This window comes from Methanobrevibacter oralis (assembly GCF_001639275.1).
In the GTDB taxonomy this organism is placed as follows: Archaea; Methanobacteriota; Methanobacteria; order Methanobacteriales; family Methanobacteriaceae; genus Methanocatella; species Methanocatella oralis.
Genome location: NZ_LWMU01000081.1, coordinates 72493 through 88251, shown reverse-complemented (window position 1 = coordinate 88251; position 15759 = coordinate 72493). Strand labels below are relative to the sequence as shown.

Here is a 15759-nt window from a genome sequence, read left to right as displayed (position 1 = left end):
AAATAGGATAATTGAATTATCCAATATATCTTAAATCGTCAGAATTTCCAGCATTTGCCCTATTAATTAAATCCTGTTCCATTTTTTGGGCTCTAGCTATCATTTCTCTAGTTTCTTCAGCTCTTTCATCTAATTTATCAACATTAATTTCAAAATTAAGTAAAATTGACAATTTTTTTAGTAAGGCCTCAGCAGCTTCAGCATCAATGTAATAACCTAAAGTTTCCCCCATTAAACAAGATCCTTGAATACCTAAACGAGCTCCTAATCCTAAAAATACACCAGAAGCACCAACAATACCCCCATCATTAGAACGAATAACAATGTCTGCTTCTTTTAATAATTCAATAGATTCAGGAGTGGTGGCTGCTCCAAAAACCTTAACTTCTTCAACAGGTTGGCCAGTAGCAATTCCTCCTAAAGTATACATTCTATTAATATCAAAATGTTCAAGAATAAAATCTAAAATATCCTTGCATACCAAATATTGAGCATCAGGAGCTAATGCTTGAGTATTTCCAACTAGAAAAATTATATCAGCATCATCTTCACCAAGATTTTCAATATAATATAATTCATTAATCATATTTTCAATTATTCCTTCTTCTTTCACCAAAACTTGAGGTGGAAAAGTAGGAGAATAAATTTCAGCAAATTTAATTGCATTTAACTCATCAATCATATAATCCGCTGCTAATTTACCAACATGACCTATACCTGGTAAAGCTTCAATAAAAATAGGATTATCTAATTCTATTTCTTCCAAAATATTAACTTCAATAGTTTTCATAAAACTACCCCTTCATTGATTCTTTTTTTAATATACGACGATATTTTCCATATTTATCCTCAACAGAAAATTTTGGAGGATAAATAACTTTAAGTTTACCTCCACATTTAGGGCAAGCATTTTTTAAAGTATAAATTCCACATTCAGGACATTTATTCATTTTCATGTTCATAAGAATCTAGTTATCTAATTCCCTTAAAAAAGAACCATTTCCTTCTGATTCTTCTACAACAGCAATACACCTATCAGCTGCAGATTTAAGAGCCTTTTCAGCTAAAATATAATCACTTGATTTTACTGTGATTCTGTATCTAGGCGCTCCTACACATTGAACTTTAATTTCCTCTTCATCATCCCCATTATCTTCAGCAGCTTTTAATGCAGAAATAATAACATCAACACCATTAGGCACAAATGTTTCAATATCTACATAACCACTAATATGAACTTCAGGAGGAGTGATATTTTTATTAGCTACATCCTCAATAGCTTCAGCCCAATCTTTAGGAATTCCTTCTTCAATAAGAGATTTTATACCTTCATCAGCAGCAGTTTCAAAAGCTCCATAAACATCACCAAAGATATCCATGAGCTCATAACCTACTTCTTCATAAGCATCATCTAAATTCTTATCTAATGATTTGGCAGCTAATTCTAAGAACTTTTCAGCTTTTTGCTCAATTTTCCAGTGCTGGATTTTTTTAGTTCTTTGATCTTCACGAATTCTTTTTAAAGATGCATCAACATGCCCCTTTTTAGGATTTACTCTAAGAACACGACAGACAATCTTTTGATTTTCCCTTACATGATCTCTAATATTTTTTACCCAACCAGAAGATACTTCAGAAATGTGAATAAAAGCTTCTTTTCCTTGGTATTCTTCTAATTTAGCAAATGCCCCATAATTAAGAACTTTATAAACAGTACCAACAATAAGTTCTCCTTCATCAGGCCATTCTTGACTTTTTCTTACCATACACTCACCAACATTAAATAAAAATTATAAAAAAAGTAAAAAAATAAGTTAAAACTAAAAAAAATTAGTTTAAAACTTTTTCAATATGTGCTGTAATTTTAGCTTTAGCACCACGAGATTTTACAAGAGTTTTACCACAGATAATGCATTTTACATCAGATGCAGCACGATCAAAGATAATTTGTTCATTATCACAATCTAAACATTTAACTTTTAAAAAGTTTCCTCTACCTTTACTAACCATATTACCACCTATTTAGCTACAAATTCAGGTTTTCCTGTTCTGAAAGATTGTTTAATGTGAGATTTTCCACATTCTTTACATTTAAGTCTTAAGTCTAATTTTTTAACAGGTTTGTTTCCAGCAGGTAAAGGCCTTGGGTAACCTCTGTAACCAGCAGTAACACGTCTAAATTGTCTTTGTCCCCATTTTAATTCACTAGCTTTTCTTTTTTTAGCAGTGTGAACTTCATGAATTGTGTGTCTTTTACAATGTGGACAGTAAGTTCTTTTTTCTTTTGGTATTTTCATTTTTCCACCATCATTAAACACTCTTAGAGTGCTTTTAATTAATAAATCATTTTAAACCTATCAGTGAATTTATCTAAATTCTAATTTGAAAAAACGTTAGAGATTAAAACTGTATTGTAACGCATCAAGTCTACACTCAGCAGAAATCCAAATTATAAAAAAATATAATTTTTTATTATCACAAATAGATACGATTAATATATCTATTTATTACAATATTTAAAGTTATTGAAAACCATTAGATTGACAGCAATGGAAAATATCAAACTTTTACAAGACGACCTTTTCTATTTTTAACAAAAATTTTTGCATTAATTTTTGGAATAATAACTATATCTTGTGGTCTAAATGGACCATATATCTTCTCATCAACACCGACAATAGCTCCTACATCATCAAAAACTATCATTTTAACGAGTTCTGAGTCTTTAGCTATTTTTTTAGATTCTAAATCAATGAATTCATTATACCCATCATGAGCATTAGGATTTTCCTCAATAGAAACTTTACTTTTTGCTATTTGTTTTTCAATTGTTTCTCTTTTTTCCACAATCGGTTTAGCTTTAGATATTTCATCTAAACGATTTAATCTATCATCATTTTCTAATTTAGTTTTACTTTGAATTTTTGTATCTAAAGTATTTGTTTGCTTTGATATTACTTCTTTTTTAGGTTTAACTTCTGTATCTTCAGATAACTTTTCTAATGAAATATTTTCCCTATGATTTTTTAAAGTATCAATGATTGAAAAATAGAACTTTTCTTCTTCAGGAGTTAAATTTAACGGAGTTGTATCAATTAAATCAAACTGAGGTTCACCAATAAATAAACTATACGATCTGTGGATATTAACAACAGCAGCATCAGTGATTTTATGTTCTCTTCTCTCACAAATCTCAGTAGCTATAATTTGAGCTTCTTTTAATAATCCATGTGCGTTGGAAAAAGGATCAGTCATTGCTTTTTGTTTTAAACTATCCAAATAGTTATGAATATCAGGATAAAAAGTCTCTTCTACACGAGCTAACGTACCATTATTACGTTCTTTTTTCTGAATTTTACGTAAAGTTTGATAAAACTGATCCACTTAATACCATCTCTTAAAATTTAAAAAAAAAATAAAACAAATGAATTATTCATCTGATTCTAATCTTGGAGCAAGCAAGAAACTAAGATTACCATCACCAGTTACCATGTTAAGAATTAAACTTAATGGCATGTCACTGCCTAACCTAATTTCAGCTTCTTCTGAAAATTTATCTGCTTTAAGCATCTCTCTAATCTTTTCTAATGAAAATAAAGATTTTACATGTTCATTTATATTTTCACCATGAAGATATTTAATACTTGCATCCCCAAAATCACCATCTGCAGAAGCTATAAAGTAATCTTCATCAACTTCCAAAGCAATTTTATCTGAAAATATATCTATATCATTAATAGAATCTTTTAAAATTGAAAAACGAACTTTAAACGAAGTTGGATGATCAATTTGTGGCGGAGTTGGGTTATCATACTCAATATCAATAAGCCTTATTTTGAAAGTTCTAGTTGCATCCCCTTCAAAAGTAATTATGAAATTATTATCATCGACAGACATTAAAACTCTGTCTTGAGATTTAGCACGTTTAAGTACCCTCATAAATTCATCAGTATCAATATTAATTTTTTCAGGAACATCACATACATATTCATCGAATAAAGATGCTTTAAGTTCTAAATGTACGAATGTTATGTGACTACGGTCTAGAGCATCAAGTCTCATGCCCTCACTATCAGTTTGGATTTGTACTTCATCAACGATAGATGAAATAGCATCAAAACTTGTTTTTAGTATATTAGAATCGCTTAATTCTGCCTTAAACATAAATAATCCTCTAATTTATGATTAATAAATTTAAATAAAATATAATTATATTTATATTTTTATTATTTATAAACCTATTATATGAGTTTTTTTATCAAGTTTAAGATTTTTCATAAAATCCCAACTAACACATGACACGAAAATTTCATTTAATATATTGATAAATTCGTCAAATATACTGATATTAAAATGAATTCTTTTAATAATTAAATATCATGAAAGTAATTTAAAAGTATGTTTTAGAGTAAATATCATTTATTTACTTACACATACACATATATTAATTCATTTTATCTTGTTCCTTATTAAAATCGATGACAATCTTTTTAATATCCCTACTTTCCAAATAAGGAAGGTTATGAGTAAGTTCTTTTTCTAAATCTTGATTTAATTGAATTCTTTTGACTTTATACTCATCATCTTCAAATTGTATTTTATAATCTTTATTTAAATTAGAATATTTGGTAATTAAAGGTTGAATAATTCTCGGAATATCCTCATTTAATTTATCATTAACAAGTTTGGCTTTTTTGATCTCTTCAATGTAACCTACAACAACTAAAAATAATCCTAAAACAGTAATTGTTAAAGCAACAACCAAATAATCATGATTATCTATGAAAATAACTGATAATGCAATGCCAACAAAAATAAGAACTAAACCTATTTTTCTTATATCCATCTAAAACACCTAGTAATTAATATAACTACACTATTATTTAAGAATATTTAATTCTTTAAAAATAGATTTAAAAATCATAAAAGCAGATACAATAGCTAATATAGAAAATATTATTATAATAATTGAATTTGTGAAAATTAAATTACTTGAATCAATAAACGCCATTAATTCTGCAATTAAATTATTTAAAAAATGGGCTAAAATAGGAAGTAAGATATTATTACTCTTAATATAAAGAATCCCCATACACATTCCAAAAACAAAAGCAGAGACATAACTCCCATAACCATGAAACATGCAAAAAATTATTGAAGAAATAACAATTGCATAATGAACTGGAACAATTAGCTTCAATTTATTAAAAAATACTCCTCTAAACAACAATTCTTCAAAAATTGGGGAAATAAAAACCGTAGCAATAACTCCTCCAAAAAGAGCAGATTTAATAGGTAAATACTCTATAACAGCACCACTTAAATAAAGCATACCATAAGAAAAGAATATATTCACCCCAACAATGAGTAAAACATATTTAAATGCTACTTTAGAGAAAATATTTTGAATTTCATCTTTAAACCCACTACGAAAAGGCAATAGACAAATAACAAAATAGAAAATAACACAAATATTAATCAATTGATAATTAAGAGAAATATTAAAAAAATCTAATAAAAAATAAACTAAGCAAAGTAAAATAATTAAAATTAACAATCCAATTAAATTAATTTGCTCAAGTTTTTCATTAAATAAAGACATTATATCTACTAACGCATATTATAAATTAAACCACAACATCTATCATAAAATAAAGACATATACGGACTGACTATAAATGTTATAACAAAGAATAACACAAGATTACCAAATGCAGAAATTGCCAATAACCCTTCAGTTGAAAAAACATAGGTAGTTAATCCTAAAATTAAAAAGATTGCAATTAGTATAAGAGATACAACTAAAATAATCGCAAAATTAATAATTAAAATTCCAATATAGGATCCAATGAAATTTAAAACACCAATTGATTTAATAATACTAATTAATTCTTTAAAACTAAATGCTGATTTTAAAGAATCCCCATTTGAAGCCATGTGAGGAATTGCAATAAATATTCCAATACCTCCAATGAAAATTAAGATTAAACTCAATAATATAAGACCAATATGTGGATATTGGAAATTAACAGCTAAAAGAATAAATGGAATTAAATTATAACAAAAAATAACCACACAATACTTTAATCCATTAATAAAAAGTGACTTAAATCCCTCAATTTCAGGAGGAACATCCCCTCCATTAATCATTCCTTCGATAGAAGATTTAATTACGTTATAATTATATCCTGTAACAATAATTAATGGAATTATTAAAAAACCAAAGAATGATAAAACTCCCATTACCAACAAGGTGGTAATTTTTTTTGCAGAAAATTCAAAAGAATCTTTATAAATATCTAATATCATTAATCTTCCTCCTTCAAAATAAAAACATCTTCAATAGATTCTTTACCTAATATTTTTGTTATTTTAAAAGCTAATAATAAGGAAGGATTATATCTTGCATTTTCCAAAGCGTTTATTGTTTGACGTGTTACACCAGATGAATCGGCCAAAGCCTGTTGAGTTATGCCCTTTTCCTGACGTAACTGTCTAATTTTTGTTTCCAAATTATCACCAAATTCAATAATATATAATAATTTTAAATAAGTATAATAAATATTTTTGTTAAAATATAAAGTATTGAACTAATATAATAGTATTTTAATTGATTAAAATGAGATGATATGAAATGGCTATACACCCAATTGAATTTAGATACGGAACTCCTGAAATGAAAAATATTTGGGAATCCGAAAATAAACTACAAAGAATGTTAGATGTTGAATCTGCCCTTGCTCAGGCTGAAGGAAAGCTTGGAATAATCCCAAAAGAAGTTGCTGATGAAATTGCCTCAAAGGCCAATACCAAATATGTAAAATTAGAAAGAGTAAATGAAATCGAAGCTGAAACTAACCATGATATTGCTGCATTATCAAAAGGAATAACTGAAGTATGTGAAAATGGTGCAGGAGAATATGTTCATTTTGGAGCTACATCTAATGATATTGTAGATAGTTCAAATTCATTGCTTATAAAAGATTCTATTGAAGTATTAAAAGAAAAACTAAAAAGATTAACAAAAATAATGCTTAAATTAACTGAAGAAAATAAAATGAAAGTTTGTATTGGACGTACACATGGCCAACATGCACTTCCAACAACTTATGGTATGAAATTTGGTATTTGGGCAGATGAACTTCACAGACAATATGATAGACTAATACATGCTGAAGGAAATGTTTGTATTGGTATGATGGATGGAGCAGTAGGTACAACAGCAGCTTTAGGCGAACAAGGATGGGAAATTCATAAATGTGTTGCAGAAATCTTAGGTTTACCTGCAGCAACAATTACCAATCAGGTTGTTCAAAGAGACAATCATGTGGAATTTATTAGTGTGTTAGCTAATATTGCAAGTACTCTTGATAAAATTGGTCTTGAAATTAGAAGTTTGCAGAGAACCGAACTTGCAGAAGTTGGAGAATATTTTGATCCAGAAAAACAAGTTGGAAGTTCAACAATGCCACATAAAATGAATCCAATTACTGCTGAGAGGATTTGTGGTGTTGCAAGAATCATTAAATCATATGTAAATGCTGCATTAGATAATAATCCTCTTTGGCATGAAAGAGACTTAACTAACTCATCTTGTGAGAGGATAATGTTTCCAGAAAGTTGTATCTTAACCGATTACATTCTTAATTTAACTATTAAATTAATGTCTAATCTTGTATTTTATGATGAAAACATTGAAAGAAACTTAAACATGACAAATGGATTAATCATGGCTGAAAGATTAATGGCTGAGCTTACACGTGCAGGAATGGGAAAACAAACTGCTTATGGAATTGTAAGGAAAAACGCGATTAAAGCTAATAAAGAAAAATTATTACTTGGAGAGTTAATTCTAAAAGACCAAGATGTTCAAAAATACTTAACAGAAAAGGATGTTGAAAAAATAATGGACCCACACACATATATAGGATCTACTACAATTATTATAGAGGAACTATTAGAAAAATCTAAAAAATGGTTTTAGGTGATAAAATGAATATAAAAGAGTTAAAATCAATTGATATATCAAGACTTACTATTATTTCAACTGGAATTGCGGTTCTTTTTTCAGTTATAGTATCTATTATTATAATGCTTGGAATTGTAACAACCTCTGCAAATAATATCAAAGTTTTACTATATCTAATTCCCACAATAATCGTCACTACGTTTATGATTTCAATTTATTCTAATTTTTTAATTGGATATCTTTATAATGTTTTATCAAAAAGATTGAACAATATAAAAATTGAATTTAATGATAAAAATGAAATTAGTAAGATTTCTACTACTTCAACTGCAACTATAATCGCAATTATTTCAACAATATATGTTATTTTAATATATTTAGCATCAATGTTTATTCTTCCTTTGATGATAAATAGCATAATGCAAACATTACTTTATTCTGGCCAAACAATGTTGGCTTATAGCATGTACAGCGTATTATTAATAGTTAACAATCCATTAACAGTAGCTTACATGATTTTAGGAACCTTCATTATAACCTTTGTATTTACACTACTTGGAACTTATATTTACAATATTCTTGCAAGTAAAGGTAGGGGAGTGTTACTAACTTTAAGTGAAGAAAATGGAATTACCACAATTGAGTCAATTAGTGTTTTAAAATTAGCTATTGTATTTTCAATTATATATGGAATATTAAATGTTATCTTAGCAATCATAATGATAATTAGTGGTGGCGCAACTAACATAGCTATTGGAACCATCATTGGTGGATTTGTAAATGGATTTATTGATAGTGCTTTAGTAGCTATTTTCTATAATTTCTTAGCTCCAAGACTTGGAAAATTAAAAATAGAATTAATTAATCAATGATTAATTAATTTAAATTTTCTTTTTTTATTTCAGGGACATATCTTTTAAGTGCAAGAGATAATGTAACAACTGTTACTGAACTCATTGCCATTGCAAGACCTGCAAATGCTGGGTTGAATGTAATTCCAAATGTTGGATATAATATTCCTGCTGCAACCGGAATTAAAACCGAATTATAAGCAAAAGCCCAGAAAATATTTTCCTTTATTCTTCTCATAACTTTATTAGAAAATTGCACTGCAGCAACAACATTTTCTAAATCCCCTTCCATTACAACTATGTCTCCACTTTCCATGGCAATATCCGTACCATTACCCATAGCTACACCAATGTCTGCTTGTGTTAATGCAGGAGCATCATTAATCCCATCTCCAACGAATAAAACTTTTTTAGTATTGTTTGCTTGAGTTTCTTTTACAATATCTAATTTGTTTTCAGGAAGAACACCTGCTTTTACATTATCAATTCCCACTTCACGAGCTACATTAAGTGCTGTGCTTTCATTATCTCCTGTAAGCATATATGTTTTAACACCCATTTTATGTAGTTCATCGATTGTTCTTTTAGAAGTAGATTTAATTTTGTCAGATAAGCTTAAAATACCTTTAATTGAATCATCCTCAGCTAAAAATATTATTGTTTTACTAAGGTTTTCTAAATTATGATAAGTATTTAAAATATCCTGGGAAACATCAACTCCCTCCAAGGTCATTAAAGCTAGATTGCCTGCTAAAATCTTTTTACCTTCAATTTCTGTTTTTAAACCTTTACCTGTAATATTTTCAAATTCTTCGCTTTGATACAAATCAATGCCTAGTTCTTTTGCGTTATTTGTAATAGCTTTAGCAATAGGGTGGTTTGAATTTTGCTCTATACTAGCTGCAAGTTTAATTAATTCATCTTCAGAAATATCATAAGTTATAATATCATCAACTTCAGGTTTACCTTCTGTAATAGTTCCAGTTTTATCAAATGCGGCTACATCAATTTGGCCTGCATTTTCTAAGGTATCTCCATTTTTAATTAAAATTCCAAATTCTGCAGCTCTTCCAACCCCAACAGTTACTGCAGTCGGAGTAGCTAAACCTAAAGCACAAGGGCAAGCAACGACTAAAATTGAAATTAAACATGTTAAAGAGAATAATAACGATGCACCAAGTACAAAGTACCACATTAAAAAAACAACAATAGCTACTGTAAGAATTACTGGAATAAAGTAAGATACTATCGTGTTTGCAAATTTTTGAACTGGAGGTCTTGAACTTTGAGCTTTTTCAACTAATCGAATTATATTAGACAACACGGTTTCTTTTCCAATCTTCTGAGCCAAAATATGTAAAATTCCATCTTGATTTATAGTACCTGCAAATACTTCCTCACCATCTTTTTTAACTTTAGGAATTGGCTCACCATTAATCATTGACTCATCAACATATGATTCCCCTCCAATTACATCACCATCAACCGGAATCTTTTCACCAGGTTTTACAAGTAAAACATCTCCAATACTAATATCTGCAATTGACACTTCTTTTTGGGATGAAATATTTCCACTTTCATCTAATTCTATTAAAGTAGCTACTGTCGGTTGAAGACCAATTAATTCGCGTATAGAATCAGAAGTGTGTTTTTTAGCCCTAGCTTCAAGATATCTTCCTATAAGTAAAAAAGAAGGGAGCATTACTGCTGAATCATAAAACATGAAAGTATGATTTAATACAATATTAAATGTCCCAAGAATACTAGATATATATGCAACAAGAATACCCATTGAATACATTACATCCATATTTAAATTTTTATGTAAAAGTCCATTAATTCCTGCTTTAAGAGTAGGAAGAGACACATATAAAAAAGGAGCAATACTTACAATTAATGAAAGTAATCCCATTGAAGATATATGAATTCCTAATGATTTGTTTAATGCATTAACTGGCCCACTTAGTGGATCTATCATTGTAAACATTAAGATCATTAAAATAGCTGAAGCTATTAAACCAATGACAACCCTATTTAACTTATCTTTTAAATCTTGTTGGTAAATTGCCTCCTCATCTATGTCACTTTGACCTTCAATTCCTAAAAGCTCAAAGCCGAGTTTATTTAGAACCTCTTCAATTTCACTAATTTCAACCTTAGATTTATCATAACGAATAGTAGCACTTTGAGAAGTTAAATCAGCTTTAACATCAAAAATACCATCTAATCTTATTAGATAATTTTCAACGTTCATTGTACAAGATGCACAATGCATACCACCTATTCTTATCGTCATTTCATCCGAATGGAGTTCAAATCCTAAATTTTTAACTAATCTCTCCATTTCCTCATAAGTAATTTTTTTTGGATTTACAGTAATATGAAGTTTGTTTGAAGCCAAATCTGCATCAACTGCCTCAACACCTTCTACCCGCTCAAATGTTTTATTAACTGAGAGAACACATGAAGCACAATGCATTCCTTCAATTGGTAAATCCATTTCTTTTAATTTTACCATGATAATAACTATAACTTACTACATTATAAAGTTTAGGAAAACAAAACTTTATTGATACGAAACATTAATTTTTTTGTGAGGAATAGTTCTTCTAAATTTAATTTTTGGATAACCAATTATAAAAGACGAATACAAGTGTTTTTCAGGATTAATTTGAGGGAAAAATTTCATTAATCTAATATGATCAATTTCATCAGCTTTTAACAAAAATAATGAATAAAAACCACCAAGACCTAATGAGTAAGCCAATAATTCAACTCTGGTATTAGCTATAACTGCACTTGTTTTATCACTAGAAAATGTTAAAATTATTTGTTTGCCTCCCCATAAAAGAGGATTGTATTTTTTAGTGGATTTGTCTTTTAAATACTCCCCAAATTCTTTAATTCTAAAGAATTGATCTTCTTCAACTTTTATAATATCATATACAAGATCTAAAAATTCATCAGTTTTTTCATCTAAAACCACAAATTCAACATCCTGTTCATTTTGAGCTGACGGAGAATAATATGCCCCTTCAAATAATTTATCAAAAGTTAATTTATCAATTTTTTTATTTTTAAACCAGCGAATTGATCTTCTTTGTTTATATAATCGAAGCAAATCAACATATTCAACAGGAATATCTTTAAAATCATGATCAATAATTCTATATTCTTGATTTTTAAATAATTTAAGGTTAATAGCATTATTTTTGCAAATTGCCATACAATGCCCACATTCAAAACAATTGCTGCCTGTTTCTAAAGCAACACCCTCGACAATTATTATATTATCCCTAATACAAACAGATGCGCAAATTCCACATCCAATACAGTTATCATCATCTATAATAAGTTTCATTTAACCAAAACACCATCTTGAAAAACATGACATATATTATCATTATTAGCTAAAATAGAAATATCTTCAAAAGGATTTTCATTGACCAAAATTAAATCCGCTACCATAGCAGGCTTAACCAATCCTAAATCTTTTTGATTTAAAAATTCAGCTGCTCTAACAGTTCCACTAGCTATTGCTTCTACTTCTGACATTCCAATATCTACAAGATAGGTCAATTCTTCTAAATTATGACCATGTGGAATCACACCACTATCTGTCCCCATTAAAATATTAACTCCCTCTTCATAAGCCATGGTTATATTTTCTTTATGTACTTTTACAATTTCCTTTAATTTTCCTAATTTTTCACTAGCATAATTATCCCATTTTGGAAAACCGTGTTTATATAAAAATTGATGAACAAGCAATGTTGGAACAAGACTTATATTGTTTTTAAGCATTTTTTGAGAAGTTTTTCTATCAATAAATGTTCCATGTTCAATTGAAGAAACTCCTGATTCAATGCAATTATTTATTCCTTTTAAACTATGGCAATGAGCTGCTACTCCAATATTATTAACTTCGGCCTCATCAACTATAGTTTTAAGTTCTGCCTTGTTAAATTGAGAAAATTCAGGCGAATTATTAGTTGTTAAAACTCCTCCACTACACATGACTTTAATAAAATCTGCTCCAGCCCTTTTAACTTCTCTTGTCTTTTTCAAGACTTCCCAAACTCCATCACACCTCCCCTTAGGAAATCCGGGATAGATAATTTCCATATCAAAACCAGAGGGTAAAAATAAGTCAAAATGACCACCAGTCATGATTAAAGGAGTAATTGATAAAAATACTTTAGGAGCTTTAAATAACTTTCTTTTTTGAGCTAATTTAAAACTTAAATCAGCACCACCACAATCTCTAATTGTTGTGACGCCTGCATTTAATGTTTGAGTTGCATGAGGAACAGCATTATAAAAATGAATACTAATGGATTTACCATGTTTTCTTCTTTATGAAATCCACGAGCCAAAATATGAGTATGACAATCGATAAAACCAGGGAGTAAATACTTATCTTCCCCTTCAACGACTTTTACATTATTTTTAGTAGCTATTTTTGAAGAAGAAATCTCTTTAATATATTCATCATCTATTAAAACATTTTGATTTGTTTTTAACTCCTCAAAAGGATTTACAATATTTACGTTTTTAATTAGAGTTTGCATAAAATCAGCCTAATATATTAATTTTACCCCCACTACCATCTACTTCAACTAAAACATCGTTTTTTAATTCCTTTGTGCTTGAAGGAGAATCAACCATGGGAATGTCAGACATGATAGCTCCAGTAGCTATAATAGGTTCTGCATTAAGACAAATAATTGCTTTAGGTGCTGTATTATTCTTTTTCATTTGAAAAATTACATAAGACCCCACAGTTGAACCCTTACCTCCAGGAATGAATAAAACTTTATCTTTAATACATTTTCCTTTAAGTTCATGATTAGGATCAATTATTATACCAGTTTCAGGGTCAACTCCCCCTAAAAAACTAATTGGCTCAGATGAAACAATTAATTCACCTTTTTCTTTTCCTTTTGCAATATTTCTACAATCAATCATAAAATCACTTATTATTTTTATTAAAAGTACTATTTAAAATATGAATTTATAATCAAACAACGTCCTTTTTCATTACTTCACGAAGAACTGCAGTAGCATAAGATCCTTTATTAATAGAAAATTCGCATAAAACACCATTATCTTTGGGAGTTGCTGATGCATCCCAAATTTGAAATCTCATGGCCCTTCTCAATCCGTGACTTCCTAAACGAGGCATTTTTGGAACTTTAAAATCTTCTTTTGTTAAATTATAATTATTTAAAACAGATTTTTCCATTTCTCCAACTTTTCCTCCTGCAAAAGGCACTTTCGTTCCATATAATGGGCAGGTTGGATTAACTTCAAATTTACTAATTAAATCTTGACATTGACTAGTCATTTTATCATAAACGATTTTTTCTTCATTATCTATTAAAATATCCCCTTCAATATACTTATTAATACCCATAGCTACCCTTTTACTAACAGCATCATTGAATAAATAAGATTGATATGCATGTACAAACATTCTTTGAAGTGGTTTTGGAAGTGAATGTAATGCATTGATATAAGCTTGATCTGTTAGTTCACCTTTTTTAGAAGATTTAATCAATTCCTTTATCATCATTTTTTCATAACGCATTCCTTTACCCATCAAATCTAGAGAATCATTTAATCTTCCTTCATCATAGGCTTTTCTAGCTTTTTGATTTTCTTCATTTTCATCTTCTGAAGGGTTTCCAATATATCTTCTAACAGCTTCAGCTAAATCATTTTCAATTAAAGCTTTACCTACTAAATGAGTGTTTGTTCTAGGTTTGCCAAATCTTTGCCATCCAAAATAGTTAGGAACACCAGTAAGTTCCAATTCTTTTAAAACTTCATTAGCTATATTAGCACTACCTTCAATATCATCTAAATCTCTAATTAAAATTTTGAATTTATTTCCTTTAAGCTGACCCATCCGAAGCTTTTTTCTACCTCTAACAACTTTTAAAAAATCAGTTTTATAAATATTTAGGTTTTGAACCTCTTTTAATTGCTCTTCCGATTCCATATTAACTATGCAAATCCATTGACGAGTAAAGGCTTTTTTATCTTTCATTCCAGCAAAGCCCATTCTTTTTCTTGAAATGTGTAAATCACGAGCAATATCTAAAACAACGTCTAATGTGGTTCTTCCTAATTTTTCAATCCAAATCCAAACATTAGGCCCTTCTCCATTTGGAAGAACATCAGGAATTTCTTCAACATGAAAATCTTCATATTTATTTCTAATTGTTCCACCAATGCCTTCTTGACTGGTTACATAAGTATTAGCGTTTAACATAATAATCACGGAAAAATAAATGCCCCGACCGGGATTTGAACCCGGGGAATGGGATCCGCAGTCCCATGTGTTATCCAAACTACACCATCGGGGCAAAACAAAATAAGATAACAAATAGATTTAAGTTGTTTATAGTATTTAATAATTACCATAAAGACAAAGTATAAGAATACTCACCATAACTACGACTAGCTACTGAAATATTGCTGGCTAATGCGTAATCACCCTTACTAGCTAAAATTTGATTGTCTAGAGCATTTGTTTCACTAAATCTGTAATTTTTAAAATTCATACTATCAAATTTTTCTTTACAAATGCCTGAAACTTCACGAATCGAAGCTTTAGAATTTTTACCATCTTTAAGTATTGTTGAAATGTTTTCTATAAATGTCCTATCTGTAAAATTGATTTTTCCACTTAATGTTTCCATGATGTCTTGACTTGTTTTAAAATCTTTTGCTGTATCTGAATATGATGGATCTGGCGTGGAAATTACTGTGTTAACTATAAAAATAGCGATTAAAACTAAAATTAAAGCCAAAATTGCATCGAAAATATAAAAATTTCCTTTTTTATCTTTCATGAATAAAAAATTTGTTGTTATTTCTAATAAAAAATTGGAAAGTGTGAATTTTCACAGATATGTTTAATTTTGAAAGTAT

18 protein-coding genes, 1 tRNA gene and 1 pseudogene are annotated in these 15759 nt (G+C 28.9%); 2 read left to right on the top strand and 18 right to left on the bottom strand.

Features of this window, described 5'->3' with window-relative positions:
* Positions 1-16 precede the first annotated feature (16 nt).
* The 11 genes from MBORA_RS07090 to MBORA_RS07040 form a co-directional block, all read right to left on the bottom strand.
* A complete protein-coding gene (locus MBORA_RS07090) occupies positions 17-790 on the bottom strand; it encodes a proteasome assembly chaperone family protein (protein ID WP_042691931.1) in 774 nt (257 codons plus the stop codon).
* A 4-nt stretch (positions 791-794) separates the two neighbouring features.
* Positions 795-962 carry an RNA-protein complex protein Nop10 gene (locus MBORA_RS07085; protein ID WP_042691933.1) on the bottom strand — a complete coding sequence of 56 codons (168 nt, stop codon included), beginning with the start codon at positions 960-962 and terminating at the stop codon, positions 795-797.
* A gap of 6 nt (positions 963-968) precedes the next feature.
* Entirely contained in the window at positions 969-1766 is a 798-nt protein-coding gene (locus MBORA_RS07080; protein ID WP_042691935.1) for a translation initiation factor IF-2 subunit alpha, read from the bottom strand.
* Between the two features lie 64 nt (positions 1767-1830).
* Complete coding sequence (locus MBORA_RS07075) at positions 1831-2010, bottom strand: 30S ribosomal protein S27e (RefSeq protein WP_042691937.1); 180 nt, start codon at positions 2008-2010, stop codon at positions 1831-1833.
* Between the two features lie 8 nt (positions 2011-2018).
* On the bottom strand, positions 2019-2297 hold the full coding sequence (locus tag MBORA_RS07070; RefSeq protein WP_063720450.1) for a 50S ribosomal protein L44e: 279 nt from the start codon (positions 2295-2297) through the stop codon (positions 2019-2021).
* A 262-nt stretch (positions 2298-2559) separates the two neighbouring features.
* Positions 2560-3384 (bottom strand): DNA replication complex subunit Gins51, encoded by an 825-nt coding sequence (locus tag MBORA_RS07065; protein ID WP_042691940.1) that lies wholly within the window; start codon positions 3382-3384, stop codon positions 2560-2562.
* 45 nt (positions 3385-3429) lie between these two features.
* Positions 3430-4164, bottom strand: a complete 735-nt coding sequence (gene pcn, locus MBORA_RS07060; protein WP_042691943.1) for a proliferating cell nuclear antigen (pcna) — start codon at positions 4162-4164, stop codon at positions 3430-3432.
* Positions 4165-4444: 280 nt separating this feature from the next.
* Positions 4445-4846, bottom strand: coding sequence for a hypothetical protein (locus MBORA_RS07055; RefSeq protein ID WP_042691945.1), 402 nt, complete (start codon positions 4844-4846; stop codon positions 4445-4447).
* 33 nt (positions 4847-4879) lie between these two features.
* Positions 4880-5440, bottom strand: a complete 561-nt coding sequence (locus tag MBORA_RS07050; RefSeq protein WP_157944493.1) for a CPBP family intramembrane glutamic endopeptidase — start codon at positions 5438-5440, stop codon at positions 4880-4882.
* A gap of 170 nt (positions 5441-5610) precedes the next feature.
* On the bottom strand, positions 5611-6309 hold the full coding sequence (locus MBORA_RS07045) for a DUF4013 domain-containing protein (RefSeq protein ID WP_063720449.1): 699 nt from the start codon (positions 6307-6309) through the stop codon (positions 5611-5613).
* Positions 6309-6512, bottom strand: a complete 204-nt coding sequence (locus MBORA_RS07040) for a helix-turn-helix transcriptional regulator (RefSeq protein ID WP_042691950.1) — start codon at positions 6510-6512, stop codon at positions 6309-6311. The genes MBORA_RS07045 and MBORA_RS07040 overlap by 1 nt, the downstream gene beginning before the upstream one ends.
* A 122-nt stretch (positions 6513-6634) precedes the next feature.
* Here MBORA_RS07040 and purB point away from each other — a divergent pair, with 122 nt between their 5' ends.
* Both purB and MBORA_RS07030 read left to right on the top strand, forming a co-directional pair.
* A complete protein-coding gene (gene purB / locus MBORA_RS07035; RefSeq protein ID WP_063720448.1) occupies positions 6635-7984 on the top strand; it encodes an adenylosuccinate lyase in 1350 nt (449 codons plus the stop codon).
* Positions 7985-7992: 8 nt separating this feature from the next.
* Positions 7993-8841, top strand: coding sequence for a hypothetical protein (locus MBORA_RS07030; protein WP_042692180.1), 849 nt, complete (start codon positions 7993-7995; stop codon positions 8839-8841).
* Between the two features lie 4 nt (positions 8842-8845).
* Here MBORA_RS07030 and MBORA_RS07025 read toward each other — a convergent pair whose 3' ends face one another.
* The 7 genes and pseudogenes from MBORA_RS07025 to MBORA_RS06995 form a co-directional block, all read right to left on the bottom strand.
* Positions 8846-11338, bottom strand: coding sequence for a heavy metal translocating P-type ATPase (locus MBORA_RS07025; RefSeq protein WP_063720447.1), 2493 nt, complete (start codon positions 11336-11338; stop codon positions 8846-8848).
* Positions 11339-11386: 48 nt separating this feature from the next.
* Entirely contained in the window at positions 11387-12181 is a 795-nt protein-coding gene (locus MBORA_RS07020; RefSeq protein WP_063720446.1) for a nitroreductase family protein, read from the bottom strand.
* Positions 12178-13391, bottom strand: a pseudogene (locus tag MBORA_RS07015) (amidohydrolase family protein). The gene MBORA_RS07020 and the pseudogene MBORA_RS07015 overlap by 4 nt, the downstream one beginning before the upstream one ends.
* Before the next feature lie 4 nt (positions 13392-13395).
* The gene (locus tag MBORA_RS07010) at positions 13396-13788 is read right to left on the bottom strand and encodes a DUF126 domain-containing protein (protein ID WP_042691952.1); all 393 of its coding nucleotides are present in this window, start codon (positions 13786-13788) and stop codon (positions 13396-13398) included.
* 52 nt (positions 13789-13840) lie between these two features.
* Positions 13841-15097: a tRNA pseudouridine(13) synthase TruD gene (gene truD / locus MBORA_RS07005; RefSeq protein WP_042692184.1), complete on the bottom strand. Its 1257-nt coding sequence runs from the start codon at positions 15095-15097 to the stop codon at positions 13841-13843.
* Positions 15098-15117: 20 nt separating this feature from the next.
* Positions 15118-15191, bottom strand: a tRNA-Arg gene (locus MBORA_RS07000).
* 51 nt (positions 15192-15242) lie between these two features.
* Positions 15243-15680: a hypothetical protein gene (locus tag MBORA_RS06995; protein WP_042691955.1), complete on the bottom strand. Its 438-nt coding sequence runs from the start codon at positions 15678-15680 to the stop codon at positions 15243-15245.
* Between the last annotated feature and the right edge of the window lie 79 nt (positions 15681-15759).